This is a genomic window from Actinophytocola sediminis, from assembly GCF_054779715.1.
Genome location: NZ_BAAGXS010000067.1, coordinates 21,420 through 34,331, shown reverse-complemented (window position 1 = coordinate 34,331; position 12,912 = coordinate 21,420). Strand labels below are relative to the sequence as shown.

Below are 12,912 nucleotides of genomic sequence, written 5' to 3'. Positions count from 1 at the left end.
GTGACCCTCGCAACAAGGTTCACCTACAAACACTTGTTTGTCAATAGTGGTAGCCGAGCACACCGTCCACTTGGGCCGAGCGCAGGACTCCTTGTGCCACAAGGACGTCCAGATGTGCGGCAGTTTCCAGAACGGCGAGCATCTGGTTGAACGGGTCCAGGTCGGACAGTGGCCGTTCCCGGCCCGTCCAGGCGAGCCTGGCGGCCACCTCCGGCGCCAACGCGCTGCCGCGCGCCACCTCGGCGGCGCACGCGTCCAGCCGTCGCTGGTGATGGGCCAACAGCTCGTCGATCCGCGCGTGCGTCGACGCCACGACCGGGCCGTGCGCTGGCAGCAGCCGCAGGTCCGGCAACGCGCGCACGACCTTCAACGAGCCGAGATAGGCGCGCAGCGGCTGGTCACCAGGCGCCGGCTCGAAGCCGATCGACGGCGTGATGTGCGGCAGCACGTGGTCGCCGCCGAACAGCAACCCGGTGGCGTGGTCGACGAAGACCAGATGGCCCCGGGTGTGCCCTGGCGTGGCCAGCGCGTCCAGGACCCGCCCGGCCAGTGGGATCGGCCCCTCCTCGAGCCAGTCGTCCGGATGTTCCCAGGTCACGTTGCCGCGCCTGCCGGCGGCGACCAGCGCGTCGGCCTGCGCGGTCGCACCGAGGCGGCGCAGCGCGGCGATCTGCGGCGCCATGGGCAGCCCGGTGCGCTCGACGTAGGCCTCGATCGACGGCCGCTCCCCCGCGCCGAGGCTGATTCTCGTGCCGAACTCCTGACGCAGCGCCACCGCGTGCGAATAATGGTCCCGGTGCACGTGGGTGATCAGGAAGCGCCGCACCTCGCCGAGACCGAACCCGAGCTCGCGCAGTGCCCGGCCAAGCTGGTCGCGCGCCTCGGTCAGCGCCCAGCCGGAGTCGATCATGGTGAGCTCGCCGGCGTCGTCGATCAGGGCGTACACGTTCACCGCGCGCAGCGCGTCGTTGGGCAGTGGCAGCGGGATTCGGTACACGCCAGGGGACACCAGCTCGACGGCCGGACGTGTCCACTCCGGACCGGATGCGTGCGGAAGTGCCATAATGAACTCCTACAAACGCTTGTCTGTCGACGGTAGCCGGACTTCGGTAACATGCCAACCACCGAGATGTACGACCACGACGAGGAACCACGTGACGACAAGCGGACGAACGCCGACCACCCGCCAGCGACGCGGCGCACGCACCGAGGCCCACCTCGAGAAGCTGGCCGTGATCAAGGATCAGGCGGCGCGGCACTTCTACAGCTCCGGCTACGCGGCGACCGACCTGCGGCGGATCGCCGCCGCGGTCGGCATGCACGTCGCCTCGCTGTACAACTACATCTCCGGCAAGGAGGAGCTGCTCTACCTGATCATGAAGGACGGCATGACCGAGATCAGGTCGGGCCTCAACCAGGCCATGGCCGGCTCCGACGACCCGGTCGAGCGACTGCGGGCCGCGATCGAGTCGCACGTCGTGCACCACGCGCGGCGCCGGTATCTCGCCTGGACCAGCCACGTCGAGGTGCGCTCGCTCAAGGGCGCCCGGCTGCGGGAGATCCTGCGGCTGCGCAACGAGTACGAGGCCTGCTGGATGGAGCTGCTCGAGGACGGCCGGGGCGCGGGCGCGTTCGCGTTCGGCGACCCCAAGCTGACCATGTACGGCATCCTCGCCATCGGCCAGAGCGTGTCGCGGTGGTACAGCCCGACCGGCCGGCGCTCGGCCGAGGACATCGGCGCGGAGATGGCGAACCAGGTGCTCGCCGGCGTGCTCACCCGCTGACACCGGTCAGCACCTGCTCCCGCTCGGCGAGCGACTTCCCCCGCAGGTCGGCGATGCCGCGCTCGGTGACCACGAGGTCGACCTCGCTGCGCGGCAGGGTCACCGGGCCGGTCAGCGCCGGCACGATCCGCCGCGCGGGCACCACGAACACCACGGTGCCGCCGGTGATCCTGGCCGATCTGGCGAACTCGACCAGCCCACCGACCGCGCCGACGTACCGCCCGCCCGCCGACTCGGAGTTGACCTGACCGGTCAGGTCGATCTCGAGCGCGGTGTTGACCATGGTCAGGCCGCCGAGCCGGGCGAGGACGCTCGACCGGTGCAGGTGCTCGTAGGACCACACCTCGACCGCCGGGTTGCGGTCGGCGAACTCGTACAGCTCCTCGGTACCGGCCAGCATTCCGGCGACCACCGCCGGCTCCCGGTCGACGAGCGCGCCCGCCCGGTGCAGTCGCACGGCCGCGTCGCCGATGGCTCCCGAGTGGACGGTCAGCCCGCGTTTCCCGGTCAACCGGGCCACCACCGCGTCCGGCAACGCACCCCAGCCGACCTGCAGGACCGCGCCGTCGCCGACGATCCGCCCGAGGTGCTCGGCGATGGCGCCCGCCAGGTCGGGGTCCGCCGAGGCCCGCACGGTCGGCAGCGCCCGGTCGGCGGGTACGCGGACGTCGACCCGCCGCAGCTCGGTGTCGCCGAAGGTCCTCGGCAGCCGGGGGTTCACCTGGCCGACCACGGTCCGCGCCCGCGCCACCGCGGCACCGAGATACCCGGCGGTGACCCCGGAGTTGGCACCGTCCGCGGCGACCTGCAGGAACACCACGTCGACCGGCAGCCGCCCGCTCCTGACCAGCGACGCGACGCTGGCCAGCCCGACGGGCAGCACCTCCAGGACATCGGCGTCGGTGAGCCGCCGGTTGCCGCCGAACCCGCCGAAGCCGAGGAACCGCAACCGTTCCGCGTGCTCGGCGCGAAACGTGTCCGTCATCGACAGTCCAAGCACGACGGTCAGGTCGTGCCCGGCCGCCGCGAGGTGTTCGGTGAGCGCCAGCGGCTCGCCCGCCGCCTCGGCACACCAGACATGGTCGCCGGCAAGGAGAACGTCCACGGGTCAGTCGCCAGGGTCGGCCGGACGCACCACGGCGGTCTCACCGGTCTTGTGCCCGTGCGCGTCGTAGTAGTAGAAGCCGCGGGCGTTCTTCCGCCCGAGATAGTCGTTGCGCACCATCTCGACCAGGATCGGCGGCGGCCGGAAGCGCTGTTCGCCGGAGGCCGCGTACAGCGAGCGCAGGTTGTTCAGCCGCGCGTCGAGCCCGACGAGATCGGCGAGTTCCAGCGGTCCCATGGGGTGGTTGTAGCCAAGCCGCATGGCGGTGTCGATCGCGGTGGTGGTCGCGGCGCCGTCGGCGAGCAGCCCCATGGCCTCGTTGCCGAGCACCAGCCCGAGTCGGCTGGTGACGAACCCCGGCAGGTCGCGGATGACGATCGGCGTCTTGCCCAGGGCGTGCGCGAACGCCTCGGCCCGGTCGACGGTCGACTGTGGAGTGGTGGGACCGCGGATGATCTCGACCAGCCGCAGCTTGTCGGCCGGGTTGAAGAAATGGATCCCGATCAACCGTCCGGCGCAGCCGGCCAGGTTCTCCAGCGTCACGATCGACATGGTGGACGTGTTCGTGGAAAGCAGACCGTCCGGTTTGGCATGTGCGTGCACCGCGCGCAGCACGGTCGCCTTGAGCTCGAGCACCTCGGGCACCGTCTCCACCACCACGTCGACCTCCGCGACCGCGCCGGAGATGCTCGTGCGGACCTCGGGGGTGTTCCCGCCCGCGCGCCGCGCGGCCCGGTCGGCGACCCGGCGTGCCCGGTCGGCGTCGATGTCGTACAGCACAACGGCCATCCCGCTGGCGGCGGCCGCGGTCGCGATCCCGGTGCCCATGGTCCCGCACCCGATGACGGCGACCGAGGTTGTGTCCGACATGCCTCACCCCTGGCGTTTGTTGAGGAAGCCGGCCATCCGGGCGCGCTTCTCGTCGTCCTCGAGCAACAGTGCCTGGGCCAACGCGTCGGCCGCCGGATGCGCGCCCCGGGCGTCCAGCACGATCTTGGTGACCCGCAGCGCCGCGGCGGAGGCCCTGCCCATCCGGTCGATCAGCGCGTGCGCGGTGTCCATCAGGTCGGCCGCCGGAACCACGTCGGCGACCAGCCCGCACCGCAGGGCGTCCTGGGCAGCGAGCCGGTGGCCGGTGAACAGCATCAGCTTGGCCATCGCCGGCCCGACCAGTTCGGGCAGCCGCCAGCAGCCGCCGGCCGCCGCGGTGATCCCGAGTGCGGGCTCCGGGTTGGCGAAGACCGCGCGGTCGCTGGCTATCCGCAGATCACAGGCGTAGGCGAGTTCGGCGCCACCGCCGATCGCGAACCCGTCCACGGCGGCCACGGTGGGCATGGGCAGCGCGCTGACTCGCGCGAACAGCCCGCGGGTGCGGCCGTGGAGCGCGAAGTCCCGGCCGGCGCCGGCCAGCTCCCGGATGTCGGCGCCGGCGGCGAAGTAGCCGTGGTCGCTGGTGACCAGCAACGGTTTCGGCGTCTGTTCCAGCCGCGCGCACACGTCGTCGAGATCGCGCACCAGTCCGGCGTCGATCGCGTTCCGCACCGCGGGCTGGTCCAACCACACGATCATCCGGTCGTCCCGGTCCTCGATGCGCAAGGTCGTCACCGGCCCAGCGTGAACTTACAAACACTTGTTTGTCAACGACCGGCTTACTGGAACAGTGCCAGCGGATGGATCGTCACCGAGCCATCGACGGGGTCCCATCGACCCACCTGCCCGAGACAGGTCGCGGCGGCCCCCGCCCGCAGATCGCGCAGTATCCAACGGGAATGACAGGTGACCAGCACGTGTGGACGGTGGCCAGGCGTCGTCACCGGCTCGCCGAGCGGCGCGGTGTAGGTGACCGTGTCGGAGTCGCTGCCGTCCCCCAGCTGGGTGTACTCGCCGCTGAGGTGGACGTAGCACTCGGTGCGATTGAGGTCGCTGAGCCGCAGTCGCCGCTGCCCGCCGTGCCCGGTCGCGGCCAGGGCGCCGTCCTCGACGATCTCGCCGGTGTGCAGGTCGACTCGCACGATCGAGTCGTTCTCCTTGAGGATGTCGAGCACGCGGGCGATCACCGCGACCGCCTTGTCCGAATAGGTCGCCACCGTCTCGGTGGTCGTCTCGCGGTTTCGGTTGAGCGCCAGGATCTCCGGCGCCTTCGTGGTGATCTCGTTGATGTCGCGCTGTGTCTGGATGATGGTCTCGTGGTCGATGCCCTTGTTGAGGAACTGGTACAGCGGGGCGACAAGTTCCTCGTCAAGGTAGAACGGGCTGTTGACCGCCGGCGACCGATGCCGCTCGCGGCGGGCGGCTCGCCGGTGGACGACGAACACGGCCACCGCGCTGCCCAGCGCGGCCAGCACCACCGCCCACACGATCATCCACGGCCACCACACGCCCCACCATTCGCCGTCAAACACAGCCACGGAGATCCTCCAGAGTCCGCTCCAGCTCGGTGCTCGTCGCGGCCAGCAACCGACCGCCGGTCGCGGTGACCGCGCGGGTGAGGGCCGCGTCGTCGACGGCGCCGGTGGTCAGCACCAGCAGCGACACGGCCGCCGGCCGCGGCTCGCGGAGGTGGTCGGCCAGCGACCGGCCCGCGTTGCTGTGGCCGTCGGTGACCAGCACGATCGTCGCCGGGGTGCCGGCCGGGAACTCGGCGACCACGTCGTAGGCCCGGTCGAGCGCGGCCCACACCGCGGTCCTGGCCGCGTAGGACTCCGTGGCGACGGCCGCGCGGAGCCGGTCGCGGTCGCCGGGGCCGGTGATGGTGACGGTCGGCTCACGCGCGACGGCCGCGCCGAACCGCAGCACGGTCACCCGCTCGCCCGCGTGCGACCGCCAGTCGGTCAGCCGGTCGAACGCCGTGCGCAGCGCGGCCATCGGCGCGCCGCGCATCGAGCCGGAGAAGTCCAGCACGAACACCGTGTGCGCGGCCGGCTGGGCACGCGCATCGGCGTAGCCATCGACCAGGGTCCTGACCACGGCCGCGGTGTCCGGGAAGTAGAGCTCACCCCCGGTGGACGCCGGCAGGCCGGGCGGGCGGGGCACGCCGGCGATCACCGGGCGGCGCCAGGTGGTCGCCACCAACCGGCGCTGGGTGGACTCGGTGCGCACCCAGTCGGCCAGCCGCCGGTAGTCGCCCTGGCGGTTCAGGTCGAGCAGCAGCAGCGGGTAGTCGGACTGGACCGCGCCGTCGGCCGGGCGCACGATCTCCAGTGGTTCGGCCAGCCGGTCGGACGCGTTGAGCGCGGCCAGGTCGGACTCGTAGCCGACCAGACCATCGACGTCCGACCCGGCGCGCGTGAACCTGGCCGCGGTCTCGAGGTCGGTCTCGGCCATCACCCGGTGCCCGTGCCGGAATCCCCGCAGGTGGTCGCAGGTGATGTCCTGCTCGCGCAGCGCGCTGCCGGTGCCGGTGGCCGCGGTGGCGACGCCGACGAGCGCACCGACCGCGCTCTCGGCCACGCGCGGGTCGGCCATCGCGAACGTCACCGTGCCGGCGGCCGCGGCGTCGGCGAGGTCGGCCCAGGTGGGGTCGGTACCCAGGCGGTCGGCCACGCCGGGGCGAAGGCCGACGGCCACCGCGGTGGTCATCGTCGCGGTGCGTGGCGGGTCGCCGCGGCGCGGGTCGAGCCGCAGGTAGCGATCGGTGGCCAGCCACGCGAGGTCGTAGTCGTTGGGTTCGGTGAGCACGCGGCTCGCGGCGAGCGTCGGCAGGTAGTCCACCCGCAGCGCCAGCCCGGTCTCCGCGCGCAGGTCGCTCAGCAGCGGCTCGATGGCGGCGATGGTCGAGTCGGCGAGCACGGTCAGCGGCTCGGTCGGCGGGGCGCTCGTGCAGGAGGCGAGCACGGCCGCGGCGGCCAGCAGGCCGCCGATCCGCCGACGCTCAGCAGCCGCCGACACCGCGGATGATCCGGTCCATCAGGTCGGCGTCGGGCATGGACGCCACGGTCCCCAGGTCCCGGTGGTGGGACATGGCGCCACCGGTGCGGTCGAGCAGCCACCGGTCCAGCCGGTCGCCGGGGTCACCGAACACGCGGTAGCCCAGTTCGGTCGCGCGGTGTCCGATCCCGCTGCGCTCGTCGGTGAGCAGTTGTCCGAGCGCCCTGCCCTGTTCGGTACGCGCGATGAAGTCCGGCTCGCTGCTGGCGATCACGTCGGGGTAGAGCAGCACCAGGTTGTCGTCCGGGGTGCCGAGGCCCGCCTGGTACTCGAGGTACTGGTGCTCGTAGAGCACGGTGATCGGCGCGATGTCCGGTCCCTGCGGCGAGGTGTACTGCTCGAACGGGCTGGTCAGCGGCTGCCCCTGTTCCCGCAGCAGCGGTGCGCCGGCCGCCGCGACCCGGTCGGCCTCTTCCTCGTTCTGCACCACGGCGTTGCCGTTGAGCTGCCAGGCAACCAGGCCGGCGAACGTGCCGCCGCCGCTGGAGGTGCACATGTCGGTGGTCTGGGCGAGCACGATCCTGCCGGAGGGCACCTGCGCGGTGGCGCCCGCGCGGACCGCCGGGTGCCGGCTCAGCTCCGCCCAGGTCGTGCGCGCCACGCCCAGTTCGAGGAACCTGGCCAGATCGACGGTGTAGTACTGCGACTCGGTTCCCGGGTGTTGGGTCGCGATCTCGTTGGCCTCCAACAGTTCCGCGTACGGGCGGTAGGAGGCCAACACCACCGGGCTGGTGAAGATCTTGCGGGAGTCCGGTGGCGGCTCGCCGCGGGCGGCGATCACGTCCTTGGTCAGCTCGGCCGAAGCCTGCGTGGAGGAGAACACGAAGTCGACCGATTCCCGGTCGGTGGTCAGGGCGTTCTCCAGTGCCCGCGCGGCCTGCCGGGAACCGAAGTCGCTCACCGTCACCCGCATGTTGTTGCGCAGCAGTATCTCGCGGATCACCGGATCCTCGAAGAACCGCGCCTTCGAGCCGCCTATGCCGTGCACCTCGACAATGGGTCTCAGCGGCGAGGCGAGCGCGCCGGCGATACCGAGCACGACGAACCCGGCGAGCGCCACGACCGAAGCCGCGCCGACCTGCAGCAGGAAACGGGGTCTTCGCCGTAGCTGGGTCGAGCGCACGGCGAGCCGAGGCTCCACAACCCGCGAGTTCTCGGCTTTTCTGGTTCCGCCGAAAGATTTCATCTGGCCCCCCAGGATGAACTACGGGCGACGACCTCGTGGCCAGGTACCTCGTGGCCACTGTTCAGGCTACCGGCGCCGGGGTCCGTGAGCGCCAGCCGTACGCGATCGTCGTGGCCGCGACGACGAGGGTCATCGCGGCCAGGACCAGTGCCAGGCCGCGGACCCCGGCCGCGAGCCAGATCCCGAGCGCGCCCGCCATGCCGATCAACCAGTTCCATGCCTGCCCGCGCAGCGACACCGCGCCGCGAGCAGACCGGGATGGCTTACCCCCCAACGGGAAACCGGCGGCGCGACGGGCACGGGTGCGACCACCGGCACTGGTGGTCCTTTGTGGAATGTCAGATTGCGTACCAGGACGAGTTGGCGGTGTCGCTGTGCAGCACCGTCGGCCTGGGCCGGTTGGCCCGAGTGCGCAGGTAGGCCACCAGCGCGGCGGTGGCGCCGGTGATCCCGCCGCTGCCGAGCACGAGCGAGACCGTGTCCAATACTGCCTACCGGAGCGCGAGGTCGAGCGACAACGTGGCCACCGCGAGCGCCAGGAACCCGGTCGCCAACCCGAACTGGAACCGGTAGTCGCCGACCCGGACGTGGGTGTAGACGGCGCAGACGTAGTAGAGGACCAGACCGATCGCGGCGGCCGTGCCGAGCGGCGGCGCCCAGAGCGCCCCGAGCAGCACGCCGGCCGCGCCGGCGACCTTCAGCACGCCGATCGGGAAGACCAGCCACGACTCCGGCACGCCGACCGTGGCCAGCGCCGGGCGCAGCGTCCGCATGACCGGCGTGAAGCGCGTGATGGCGGCGATGCCGGAGAAGGCGTTGACGGCGACCGTCACCAACGCGACGAGGAGATACCCGGTTTCCATGACGACAACCTCACTTAATACGGTTCTCATATTATACGAGAATCGTACTACATGTGCCGCGCGGTGACGGCGGCCGGAATGCGAAACTGTTCGGCATGTCTGAGCTGGAGCTGGTGGTCACCGCACTCACCGCGGGTGCCGCCGCGGGGCTTACCGCCACCGCGAGCGGCGCTATCCAGGACGCCTACGCCGGCCTGCGCGCGGCGGTGCGCAAGCGGTTGGCCGCGCACGGCGAGGACGCCGCCGAGGTCCTGGACGCCGAGGACCAGGCCACCCTCGGCGAAGCACTGGCCGCCAGCGGCGCCGACCGCGACGAGGACGTGCTGGCGGCCGCCAGAGCGCTGATGGCCCAGCTCGAAGCGGCCGGCGGGCCAACGGTGATCGTCGCCGACGTCCGTGAGGCCAAGGGCGTCCAGCTCGGCGACCACAACACGCAGACCAACACGTTCAACTGACGCGAGGCGCCGGGTGGACCAGGTCGACGCGCGGGGCGCCAGGGGCGTACAGGTCGGCGACGGCAACGTCCAGATCAACCTGTTCGCCGACCGCCGGCCGGCGCGTTCGGCCTACCTCCACCAGGTGCGCGCGATCGCCCCGGAGATCCTGGTCGGCCGGGAGGCGGAACTGGCCGAGTTGGCCGCGTTCTGCACCGACCCCGACGGCGGGGACTACCGGTGGCTGCGCGCGGCACCGTGGGCCGGCAAGACCGCGCTGCTGTCCTGGTTCGTGCTGCACCCGCCGCCCGGGGTGCGGATCGTGTCGTTCTTCATCACCGCGCGGCTCGCGGCCCAGAGCGACCGGGACGCGTTCCTGGACGTGGTCATCGAGCAGCTGGCGACGATGCTCGACGAACCCGTCCCGGCGTTCCTGACCGACGCCACCCGCGCCGCGCAGTTGTTGGCGTTGCTGGACACCGCCGCCACGGCGTGCGCTGCCGACGGTCAGCGGCTGATCCTCGTCGTCGACGGGCTCGACGAGGACACCGGCGGACACAGCGTGGCCGCGTTGCTCCCGGCCAGTCCCCCGGCCGGGTCGCGGGTGCTCGTGGCCGGGCGGCACGACCCGCCGCTCCCGGCGGACGTGCCAACCGGGCATCCGCTGCGCGCGCCGGGCGTCGAGCACACCATCGCCGCCTCCCCGCACGCGCGGGACATCCAGCGGGAGGCCGAACGCGAGCTGAAACGGCTGCTGCGCGGCTCACCGGCGGAACAGGACCTGCTCGGGCTGGTCACCGCCGCCGGCGGTGGCCTCAGCGGCGGGGAGCTGGCGGAGCTGACCGGTCGTCAGGCGTGGGAGGTCGAGGACGACCTGCACGCCGTCGCCGGGCGGACGTTCACCAGCCGGCCGGCCGAGGCCGGCGCGACGGTTCCCGAGGTGTACCTGCTCGGCCACGAGGAACTGCACGCGGGCGCCGTCCGGTTCATCGGCGACACCCGGCTGGCCGGGTACCGGCGGCGGCTGCACGACTGGGCCGACGGCTACCGGCGCGACCGCTGGCCGGCGAGCACTCCCGGCTACCTGCTGCACGGGTACTTCCCGTTGCTCCAGGTCGTCGGCGACCTGCCGAGGATGATCACCCACGCCCTGGACCCGTTCCGCCATGACCGCATGCTGGATGTGCACGGCGGGGACACGACCGCGCTCGCCGAGATCGCCGCCGCGCAGGACGCGCTGCTCGACCGCGACCCGGCGGATCTGCGGTCCATGGCGCTGCTCGCGGTGCGCCGGGACGGTCTGGTGGAACGCAACCGGCACATCCCGGTCGACCTGCCCGCGGTGTGGGCGCGCCTCGGCCGTTCGGTACGCGGGCTGGCGCTGGCCAGGTCCATCGCCGATCCGACCACCCGGGTCACGGCGATGATCGCGCTCGGCGGCACCCTCGGCGAGCCCGCGGCGGCGGAGGTCCGCCAGGAGGCCGAGGCGGTGGCGCGCGGCATCACGCTCCGGCATGAGCGGGAGTCCGCGCTGGCGGCGGTGGCGAAGGCCCGCTCACCCGGCGGCTTCGCCGAGTTACGGGACAAGGCGCGCGCGGGCGACCTCGCCGGAGCGGTCGCCATCGCCGACGCCCAGGAGCGCAGGCGGGCCGAGGCGCTGCGGGTGGTGGTGGAGGCCGGCGCGCTGGCCGGGGACATCGTCGGTGCGGCGGCCGTCGCCGGCACCATCGCCGACCCGACCCAGCACGCGTGGGCGCTGGCCGCGCTGGCGGCGCACGCCGGGGATCCCGACCGCGCCACCGAGTTCGCCGCCGAGGCCGTCGCGGTGGCCAGGGGCGCCACCGATCAGTACGTCCGAGCACGGGCGCTGGTACCCGCGACGAAAGCCACCCTCGCGGCGGGCGAACTCGACCGCGCCACCGACCTCGCGCGCGAGGTCATCGGTCCCGACGACCGGGCGCGGATGTTGGCTCAGGTGGCCGAATCCCGGGCAGCGGCCGGCGAACTCGGCCTGGCGGCGACGCTTGTCAGCGAGGCCGCGTCGACCGTGGCGTCCGTCAGCGGAGCCGACCAGCAGGCCAACGTGCTGGCGGCGGTGGTGCGGGCGGCGGCGCGGACCGGCGACACCGACCACGTGCGGCGACTCGTCGCACGCGCCTGGGGTCTGCTCGGCACCGTCGCCGACAATCCGGAGTGGCAGCGCGTGCTCATGGCCCAGCTGATGGCCGCCGGGGAAACCGTCTTCCGCCTCGCGCGGCCCCTGCTGCGCGCCACCGGCGAGCAGGACCTGGTGGTCGAGGAGGCCGCGCGGATCGCGGTCCTGGCCGGAGACCTCGACCACGCCGTCACCCTCGCCGGCGCGATCGTCGACCAGAAGCCCCGGGCGCGGGCGATCACCTCGGTGGCCCAGGCGCTGGCGCTGGCCGGGCAGCACGATCGCGCGACCGACCTCGCGGCCGAGGCCGAGGCGGCGGCCAGGTCCAGCACCCTCGCCCAGCACTGGGCCGTCGCGTTGGCGGACGTGGCGAGCGCGGTCGCCAGGGCCGGCGACCTCGACCGCGCCCGCGTCCTCGCGGACAGCGCCGCGACGCTGGCCACCAGCATCGTGGATCCGCACTGGCGGGCGCAGGCGTCGGCGAGAGCGGCGGTGGCCATGGCGCTGGCGGGATCCCACGACCGCGCCACGGCCCTCGCGCGCGGCGCCGAGCGCCTGGCGAGAACCTTCGGGGAACAGCGCCTCCGGGAATGGGTCCTGCCAGTGGCGGCCGAGGCGGCGGCCGTGGCCGGCGACTTCGACCATGCCCTGGCCGTGGTGAAGTCCATTACCAACAGGCTGATGCGGGGACCGGCACAGCGCACGGTCATCGCGGCGATGGCCGGGGGCCGCCGCCAGGTCCTCGACCTCGTCCAGGCGATCACCGACCCCTACGACCAGCTCCTGACCTCGGCCGAGGCGGCACGCGCGGCCGCCGCGGCCGGGCACGCCGACACCACGCTGACGCAGGCGGCGGAGGCGCTCGCCCTGGCGGCCACCGTGGCGAGCTGGCGGTCGACGGCGCTGACGGTCCTGGCGCGGGCCGCGGCGCTGGCCGGCCAGTACGACCAGGCCCGGCGCCTCACCCTGGCGGCCGCCGAGGCCGCCGACACCATCACCGACCGGCGTCAACGGGCGAAAAGCCTGGCCGAGATCGCGCAGTGCGCGGCCATCGCCAACGACCGCGACCACGCCAGGAGCCTGGCGACCGAAGCCGAGACCGAACTGCGCGCGGCCGAGTCGCCGTGGGAACTGGTCAAGATCGTCGAAGCCCGGGCGCTCATCGGGGACCACGAGCACGCCGAAACCCTGGCCGGGAGTCTCGGCACCCGCCTACAGGCACAAGCGTTGGCCTTCCTGGCACAGCACGTCGACACCGCTCGGGCGCGACCGCTGATCGCCAGGGCCCTGCGGCTGGCCGACTGGCGGGACTCCGTCGACGCGCTGACCGCCGTCGACCCCGCCGTCCTGACCGACATCGCGGCCACGTTCCTCACCGAGGTCACTCGTCAGCCGTCTGTCGTCCTCACCTGACGGTCGCCTGCCGTTCGCCGCGAACGGGCTGCTTGTTCAGGTTTG

13 protein-coding genes are annotated in these 12,912 nt (G+C 72.6%); 3 read left to right on the top strand and 10 right to left on the bottom strand.

Translation table 11 applies throughout. The features are described 5' to 3' along the window. Positions 1-40: 40 nt before the first annotated feature. Positions 41-1,066 carry an MBL fold metallo-hydrolase gene (locus tag ACYVIP_RS31640; protein ID WP_460403095.1) on the bottom strand — a complete coding sequence of 342 codons (1,026 nt, stop codon included), beginning with the start codon at positions 1,064-1,066 and terminating at the stop codon, positions 41-43. Positions 1,067-1,154: 88 nt separating this feature from the next. Between ACYVIP_RS31640 and ACYVIP_RS31635 the strand changes: the two genes are divergently transcribed. Then, positions 1,155-1,784: a TetR/AcrR family transcriptional regulator gene (locus ACYVIP_RS31635; RefSeq protein WP_460403005.1), complete on the top strand. Its 630-nt coding sequence runs from the start codon at positions 1,155-1,157 to the stop codon at positions 1,782-1,784. On the opposite strand, the gene ACYVIP_RS31630 is transcribed toward ACYVIP_RS31635, so the two are convergent. The 9 genes from ACYVIP_RS31630 to ACYVIP_RS31590 form a co-directional block, all read right to left on the bottom strand. After that, positions 1,774-2,889, bottom strand: coding sequence for an acetyl-CoA hydrolase/transferase C-terminal domain-containing protein (locus ACYVIP_RS31630; protein ID WP_460403003.1), 1,116 nt, complete (start codon positions 2,887-2,889; stop codon positions 1,774-1,776). The two genes, ACYVIP_RS31635 and ACYVIP_RS31630, sit on opposite strands and share 11 nt — an antisense overlap. Positions 2,890-2,892: 3 nt before the next feature. Then, the gene (locus ACYVIP_RS31625) at positions 2,893-3,759 is read right to left on the bottom strand and encodes a 3-hydroxyacyl-CoA dehydrogenase family protein (RefSeq protein WP_460403001.1); all 867 of its coding nucleotides are present in this window, start codon (positions 3,757-3,759) and stop codon (positions 2,893-2,895) included. 3 nt (positions 3,760-3,762) lie between these two features. Next, complete coding sequence (locus ACYVIP_RS31620; RefSeq protein WP_460402999.1) at positions 3,763-4,494, bottom strand: enoyl-CoA hydratase/isomerase family protein; 732 nt, start codon at positions 4,492-4,494, stop codon at positions 3,763-3,765. A gap of 44 nt (positions 4,495-4,538) precedes the next feature. Continuing rightward, entirely contained in the window at positions 4,539-5,297 is a 759-nt protein-coding gene (locus tag ACYVIP_RS31615) for a hypothetical protein (protein WP_460402997.1), read from the bottom strand. Further along, positions 5,284-6,777: a substrate-binding domain-containing protein gene (locus tag ACYVIP_RS31610; RefSeq protein WP_460402995.1), complete on the bottom strand. Its 1,494-nt coding sequence runs from the start codon at positions 6,775-6,777 to the stop codon at positions 5,284-5,286. The genes ACYVIP_RS31615 and ACYVIP_RS31610 overlap by 14 nt, the downstream gene beginning before the upstream one ends. Then, entirely contained in the window at positions 6,761-8,002 is a 1,242-nt protein-coding gene (locus ACYVIP_RS31605) for a hypothetical protein (RefSeq protein ID WP_460402993.1), read from the bottom strand. The genes ACYVIP_RS31610 and ACYVIP_RS31605 overlap by 17 nt, the downstream gene beginning before the upstream one ends. A 61-nt stretch (positions 8,003-8,063) precedes the next feature. Next, positions 8,064-8,276, bottom strand: coding sequence for a hypothetical protein (locus tag ACYVIP_RS31600; RefSeq protein ID WP_460402991.1), 213 nt, complete (start codon positions 8,274-8,276; stop codon positions 8,064-8,066). Positions 8,277-8,340: 64 nt separating this feature from the next. Continuing rightward, positions 8,341-8,487 (bottom strand): hypothetical protein, encoded by a 147-nt coding sequence (locus ACYVIP_RS31595; protein ID WP_460402989.1) that lies wholly within the window; start codon positions 8,485-8,487, stop codon positions 8,341-8,343. Between the two features lie 6 nt (positions 8,488-8,493). Further along, positions 8,494-8,865: a DoxX family protein gene (locus ACYVIP_RS31590; protein ID WP_460402987.1), complete on the bottom strand. Its 372-nt coding sequence runs from the start codon at positions 8,863-8,865 to the stop codon at positions 8,494-8,496. 95 nt (positions 8,866-8,960) lie between these two features. Here ACYVIP_RS31590 and ACYVIP_RS31585 point away from each other — a divergent pair, with 95 nt between their 5' ends. Both ACYVIP_RS31585 and ACYVIP_RS31580 read left to right on the top strand, forming a co-directional pair. After that, positions 8,961-9,320 carry an RIP homotypic interaction motif-containing protein gene (locus tag ACYVIP_RS31585; RefSeq protein ID WP_460402985.1) on the top strand — a complete coding sequence of 120 codons (360 nt, stop codon included), beginning with the start codon at positions 8,961-8,963 and terminating at the stop codon, positions 9,318-9,320. 13 nt (positions 9,321-9,333) lie between these two features. Next, entirely contained in the window at positions 9,334-12,867 is a 3,534-nt protein-coding gene (locus ACYVIP_RS31580) for a P-loop domain-containing protein (RefSeq protein WP_460402983.1), read from the top strand. Positions 12,868-12,912 lie beyond the last annotated feature (45 nt).

Coding starts and splice junctions, on each gene's coding strand:
- ACYVIP_RS31590 (WP_460402987.1), bottom strand. CDS start 8,865: ATGGAAACCGGGTATCTCCTCGTCGCGTTGGTGACGGTCGCCGTCAAC.
- ACYVIP_RS31625 (WP_460403001.1), bottom strand. CDS start 3,759: ATGTCGGACACAACCTCGGTCGCCGTCATCGGGTGCGGGACCATGGGC.
- ACYVIP_RS31585 (WP_460402985.1), top strand. CDS start 8,961: ATGTCTGAGCTGGAGCTGGTGGTCACCGCACTCACCGCGGGTGCCGCC.
- ACYVIP_RS31605 (WP_460402993.1), bottom strand. CDS start 8,002: ATGAAATCTTTCGGCGGAACCAGAAAAGCCGAGAACTCGCGGGTTGTG.